The 5,392-nt window shown below is 67.5% G+C and carries 5 protein-coding genes; 2 read left to right on the top strand and 3 right to left on the bottom strand.

The annotated features are described in order from the left end of the window. The first annotated feature begins 210 nt into the window (after window positions 1-210). Entirely contained in the window at window positions 211-1,167 is a 957-nt protein-coding gene (locus tag HMPREF3115_RS04260; RefSeq protein ID WP_070553490.1) for a DUF72 domain-containing protein, read from the top strand. Between the two features lie 11 nt (window positions 1,168-1,178). Next, the gene (locus HMPREF3115_RS31450) at window positions 1,179-1,349 is read left to right on the top strand and encodes a hypothetical protein (protein WP_006397039.1); all 171 of its coding nucleotides are present in this window, start codon (window positions 1,179-1,181) and stop codon (window positions 1,347-1,349) included. 66 nt (window positions 1,350-1,415) lie between these two features. On the opposite strand, the gene HMPREF3115_RS04255 is transcribed toward HMPREF3115_RS31450, so the two are convergent. The 3 genes from HMPREF3115_RS04255 to xylF form a co-directional block, all read right to left on the bottom strand. Continuing rightward, window positions 1,416-2,633, bottom strand: coding sequence for a sugar ABC transporter permease (locus tag HMPREF3115_RS04255; protein ID WP_059939704.1), 1,218 nt, complete (start codon window positions 2,631-2,633; stop codon window positions 1,416-1,418). Then, complete coding sequence (xylG, locus tag HMPREF3115_RS04250; protein WP_006403522.1) at window positions 2,630-4,189, bottom strand: D-xylose ABC transporter ATP-binding protein; 1,560 nt, start codon at window positions 4,187-4,189, stop codon at window positions 2,630-2,632. The genes HMPREF3115_RS04255 and xylG overlap by 4 nt, the downstream gene beginning before the upstream one ends. A 69-nt stretch (window positions 4,190-4,258) precedes the next feature. Continuing rightward, a complete protein-coding gene (xylF, locus tag HMPREF3115_RS04245; protein ID WP_006397036.1) occupies window positions 4,259-5,287 on the bottom strand; it encodes a D-xylose ABC transporter substrate-binding protein in 1,029 nt (342 codons plus the stop codon). Between the last annotated feature and the right edge of the window lie 105 nt (window positions 5,288-5,392).

Here is a 5,392-nt window from a genome sequence, read left to right as displayed (position 1 = left end):
CCTTGAACACGGAAATCCTGACACCCCCGCTCGTCGCCCGGGCTGCGTAAGCACCGGCCACAAAGCCCCGTGCCGCGTGGGCGCTCGAAGCCCGCATAGCGACGCGCGACCCAATGCAGGCGCACTCGGTGCCCGCCCCGCATGCCGTCCCAGGAACGACCCTTGCTCGCCTGATCCCGATCGAGACCCCATCGACATTCGAACATCGACGTGAAAAAGAGATCAGGCGAGATTCGAATCGGCATTTCAGGCTGGCGCTACGCGGGATGGCGCGGCACGTTCTACCCGCAAGGACTGAAGCAGGCAGCGGAGCTGCGCTACGCGTCGAGCCTGATGCAGACGATCGAAATCAACGGAACGCATTACAGCCTGCAATCGCTGGACAGCTGGCAGCACTGGTACGCACAGACACCGCCGGGATTCACGTTCAGCGTAAAAGGCGCCCGCTACCTGACGCATCTGCTGCGCTTTCGCGACGAAGCGGCGACGGTCGGCGCCGCGAACTTCTTCGCACAGGGCGTGCTTGCGCTGAAAGACAAGCTTGGCCCGATCCTGTGGCAGTTCCCGCCCTCCCTGCGCTTCGACGCGGAGCACATCGAGCGCTTCCTGACACTGCTGCCGCACGATACCGAAGCGGCGCTCGCGTTCGCCGAACGGCATGACGCGCGCGTGAAGACGCCCTACCTCAGGATCGACCGCAAGCGCCGCTTGCGTCACGCGATCGAGGTGCGCCACGAGAGCTTCATGGATCCGGCGTTCATAAAGCTGCTGCGCCGCCACAAGGTCGCACTCGTCGTGTCGGATTCGACCGAGCCATGGCCGCAGTTCGAGGATCTGAGCGCGGATTTCGTCTATATGCGGCTGCACGGCACCGAAACGAAATATTCGGGCGAATACTCGGATGCCGCGCTCGACCGCTGGGCGAACCGGATCGACGCATGGCGCCGCGGCACGCAGCCTGCCGACGCACGGCTCGCCGCGCCGGAACTGCCGCCGCCGCGCGCGCAGACGCGCGACGTGTACTGCTATTTCGACAACGATGCGAAAACGCACGCGCCGTTCGACGCGCAGCGTCTGATGGAGCGCCTCGGCCTGCATGCACATGCGGCGGCGACGGCCGACGACAGCGCGGCGGCCGTCGCCGAACACGATGAACCCGAACCGTAAGGAGAAAAACGATGACTCTGCTTATCTACCTGGTCGGATGGATCATTTTCATCGGCGGCGTCGCATGGGGATTGATGACGCTGCATGTGTCGCAGCACATCATCGAGATCGTCGCCGTCATCCTGTTCGGCATCGCCGTGATCACCGGCGCGACGCGCGCACGCAATCGCGACCGGTCCTAGCGCGATGCGTGCGTGCGCACGACCGCTCTGCGCACGCACGCCGCATCGTTCGCGGCCCACCACGCCTCAGCGCCGGTTCGATCGCGACACGACGTCGATCCACACCGCGAGCACCAGCACCGCGCCCTTGACGATCATCTGCCAGTACGCGTCGACGTCGAGCATCGACATCCCGTTGTCGAGACTCGCCATCACGAGCGCGCCGATCAGCGCGCCGTACACGGTGCCCGACCCGCCGCGCATCGACGTACCGCCGATAAAGCACGCGGCGATCGCGTCGAGTTCGCCCATCGTGCCGGCGGACGGCGATCCTGCGGCGAGCCGTGCGGTGTTCACGATCCCCGCGAACGCGCACATCAGCCCCATCAGCGCAAAAATCGCCAGCTTCACGCGGTCGGTGTCGACGCCGGACAGCCGCGTCGCCTCGAGATTCGATCCGACTGCATAGATGCGCCTGCCGAACACGGTCTGCGTCGCGATCCACGAGAACACGCCGAGCAGCGCGAGCAGCAGCAGGACCGGCACCGGAATGCCGCCGTAACGGTCGAGCGTCGCCACGAACGCGAACAGCACGGCACCCGCGCCGACGACCTTCGCCGCGTCCTGCCACACCGGCGCGACCGCGAGCCGGTAGCGGCGCCGCGTGCCGCGCTGACGCACGACGAGCAGCGCGACGAGCGCGAACAGCAGCAGCGCGAGGCCGTCGCCGACGGCGCGCGGCAGATAGCCCTGCCCGATGAACACGAAGCCGTCCGATACCGGCGCGATGGTCGAACCGCCGGTCACACCGAGCAGCACGCCGCGAAACGCGAGCATCCCGCCGAGCCCGACGATGAACGACGGCACGCGCCGATAGGTCGACCACCAGCCGTTGAACAACCCGATCAGCACGCCGAGCGCGAGCACGGCGGGCACGGTCGCGGCTACGGGCCAGTGGCGGTTCACGTCGAGAATCGCCGCGACGCCGCCGAGCAGCCCGAGCAGCGAACCGACCGACAGGTCGATCTCGCCCGCGATGATGACGAACACCATGCCGCACGCGAGCATCCCGGTGATCGACATCTGCCGCAGCAGGTTCGACACGTTGCGCGGCGTAACGAACGCGCCGTCGGTCAGCACCGAGAAGAACAGCCAGATCGCGGCGACCGCGAACAGCAGCGCGAGCACCTTGTAGCGGACGAAGATCTGCCGCAGCGGCCGGCCCGCGCCGCGGCGCGCGTCGGCACCGGGCGCACCGCCCGGCGCGCCGGCGGAAGACGTAGAGGAAGACAGTTCGGTATTCATGTCGCACTCGTTGCGGTGGGTTCGGTCGGGCGCCGGCCGGCTTTCAGCGCGGCGCCGAGAATCTGTTCCTGCGTCAGGCCGTCGTTGACGAAATCGCCGCGCAGCTCGCCCTCGCCGATCACGAGCACGCGATCGGCGAGCCCGAGCACCTCGGGCATCTCCGACGACACGACGATCAGCGCGACGCCGCGCTTCGCGAGCGCGAAGATCAGCCGGTAGATCTCCGCTTTCGCACCGACGTCGACGCCGCGCGTCGGCTCGTCGAGAATCAGCACCTGCGGGTCGGCGAGCAGCATGCGCGCCAGCACGGCCTTCTGCTGATTGCCGCCGGACAGGCTCGCGATCGGCAGGAACGGATGCGCGGCACGCACGGACAGCCGCTGCATCTCGGTGCGGATCGCGTCGAGTTCGGCGGCCGCGTCGATCCGCCCGCGCGCCGCGAAGCGCCGCAGCACCGACAGCGTGATGTTGTGGCCGACGCCGAGCTGCGGAACGATGCCGTGCCGCTTGCGGTCCTCCGGCACCATCGCGATGCCCGCGCGGATCGCATCGCCCGGCGCACGGATCGCGAGCGGCCGGCCGTTCATCCGTACGTCGGCCGCGCACGCGCCCGGATACGCGCCGAAGATCGCCTGCATCAGCTCGGTACGCCCGGCGCCGACGAGGCCCGCGACACCGAGAATCTCGCCGCGCCGTACGCTGAACGACACGTCGTCGACACGCTTGCGCCGCGGGTTCGTCACGTCGTAGCAGGTCACGTTGCGCACATCGAGCACGACGTCGCCGATCTCGTGTGGCTCGCGCGGATACAGGTTGCGGATCTCGCGGCCGACCATCATCGAGATGATCCGGTCGGTCGTCAGCGCACGCATCGGCTCGGTCGCGACGTGGCGGCCGTCGCGGATCACGGTGACCGTGTCGCAGACGGCTTCGACCTCGTCGAGCTTGTGCGAGATGTACACGCACGCGACGCCGCGCCGTTTCAGATCGCGGACGATGTCGAGCAGGATGCGCGTCTCCGACGCGCTCAGCGACGACGACGGTTCGTCGAGAATCAGCAGCTTCGCGCGCTTGTTCAGCGCCTTCGCGATCTCGATCAATTGCTGATGGCCGCCGCCGTAGTTCATCACGGGCTGCGCGACGTTGATCGCGTCGATCCGCAGTTCGCGCAGCAGCGCCTCGGCGCGTCGCACCATCTCGGCATAGTGCATGCGCCCGCCGGGCAGCGTGATCTCGTTGCCGAGGAAGATGTTCTCGGCCACCGACAGTTCGGGCACGAGCATCAGCTCCTGGTGAATGATCACGATGCCCGCGCGCTCGGTATCGCGCACGCCGGATGCGACGAGCGGCGCACCTTCCCAGCGGATCTCGCCCTCCCACGTGCCGTGCGGATAGACGCCCGACAGCACCTTCATCAGCGTCGATTTGCCCGCGCCGTTCTCGCCGCACAGCCCGACGCATTCGCCGGGCCGCACGGTCAGGTCGATTCCGTCGAGCGCCTTCACGCCGTCGAAATCCTTGACGATGCCGCGCATCGTCAGCAAGGGTTCGGTCATACGTTCGTGCCTCGCAGTGTGCGCGCGGCCGCACCCGGCACCCGCGGCCGGCCGCGCGCGTCGCGCCGCTTACTGGCTCGCCAGCTGCGCCTGGGTGTAGAAGCCGTCCTTCACGACGACGTCGACGTTGCGCTTGGTCAGCAGCGTCGGCTGCAGCAGCACGGTGTCGACCTTCTTCTTGCCGTTGTCGTATTGCGCGTTGTACGCGGGCTTCGTGCCCTTCGCGAGATCGACCGCGAGCTTCGCCGCTTCGCCGGCGATCAGCTTCAGCGGCTTGTAGACGGTCATCGTCTGCGTGCCCGCGATCACGCGCTTGACGGCCGCGAGATCGGCGTCCTGCCCCGACACGGGCACCTTGCCGGCCAGATGCTGCGCGGCGAGCGCCTGGATCGCGCCGCCCGCGGTGCCGTCGTTCGACGCGACGATCGCGTCGATCTTGTTGTTGTTCGCGGTCAGCGCATCCTCGACGATCCGCAGCGCGGTCGATGCGCTCCACTCCGGCACCCACTGCTGGCCGACGATCTTGATGTCGCCGCGGTCGATCGCGGGCTTCAGCACCTTCATCTGGCCGGCGCGCAGCATCTTCGCGTTGTTGTCGGTCGGTGCGCCGCCGAGCAGGAAGTAGTTGCCCTTCGGCTTCGCGTCGATCACGCCCTGCGCCTGCAGCTCGCCGACCTTCTCGTTGTCGAACGAGATGTATGCGTCGACGTCCGCATCGAGAATCAATCGGTCGTACGACACGACCTTGATGCCGGCCTTCTTCGCTTCGGCGACGACGTTGCCGAGCGTCTTCGAATTGAACGGCACGATCACGATCACGTCGACGCCGCGCGAAATCAGGTTTTCGATCTGCGAGATCTGCCGCTCCTCGCTCGCGTCGGCCGACTGCACGGACACCTTCGCGCCGAGCTTCGTCGCGGCGGCGACGAAATAGTCGCGATCGCGCGACCAGCGCTCGACGCGCAGATCGTCGATGCAGAAGCCGATCTCGGGCTTGTCCTTGCTCGCGTGCGCGAGCGGCGCGCCAAGCGCGAGGACCGCCAGCGCTGCGGCGCCGGCGAGCGAACTCAATACGGTACGACGCGTCACGGATCTCATGTCTCCACTCCTCTTTATTGGACTACCTCGATACGCCGGGCGGGCGCCGGAATGCGCCGCCCGCTTCGAGCCATTGCAGGCCCCGCGCCATCGCGCGGCGGCCCC

Origin of the sequence: Burkholderia sp. HMSC10F09, from assembly GCF_001806955.1 — a bacterium.
Lineage (GTDB): Bacteria > Pseudomonadota > Gammaproteobacteria > Burkholderiales > Burkholderiaceae > Burkholderia > Burkholderia multivorans.
Note: the sequence above shows the minus strand (reverse complement) of the source record. Positions and strands in the feature narration are given on the sequence as shown.

Coding starts and splice junctions, on each gene's coding strand:
- xylF (WP_006397036.1), bottom strand. CDS start 5,287: ATGAGATCCGTGACGCGTCGTACCGTATTGAGTTCGCTCGCCGGCGCC.
- HMPREF3115_RS31450 (WP_006397039.1), top strand. CDS start 1,179: ATGACTCTGCTTATCTACCTGGTCGGATGGATCATTTTCATCGGCGGC.
- HMPREF3115_RS04255 (WP_059939704.1), bottom strand. CDS start 2,633: ATGAATACCGAACTGTCTTCCTCTACGTCTTCCGCCGGCGCGCCGGGC.
- xylG (WP_006403522.1), bottom strand. CDS start 4,189: ATGACCGAACCCTTGCTGACGATGCGCGGCATCGTCAAGGATTTCGAC.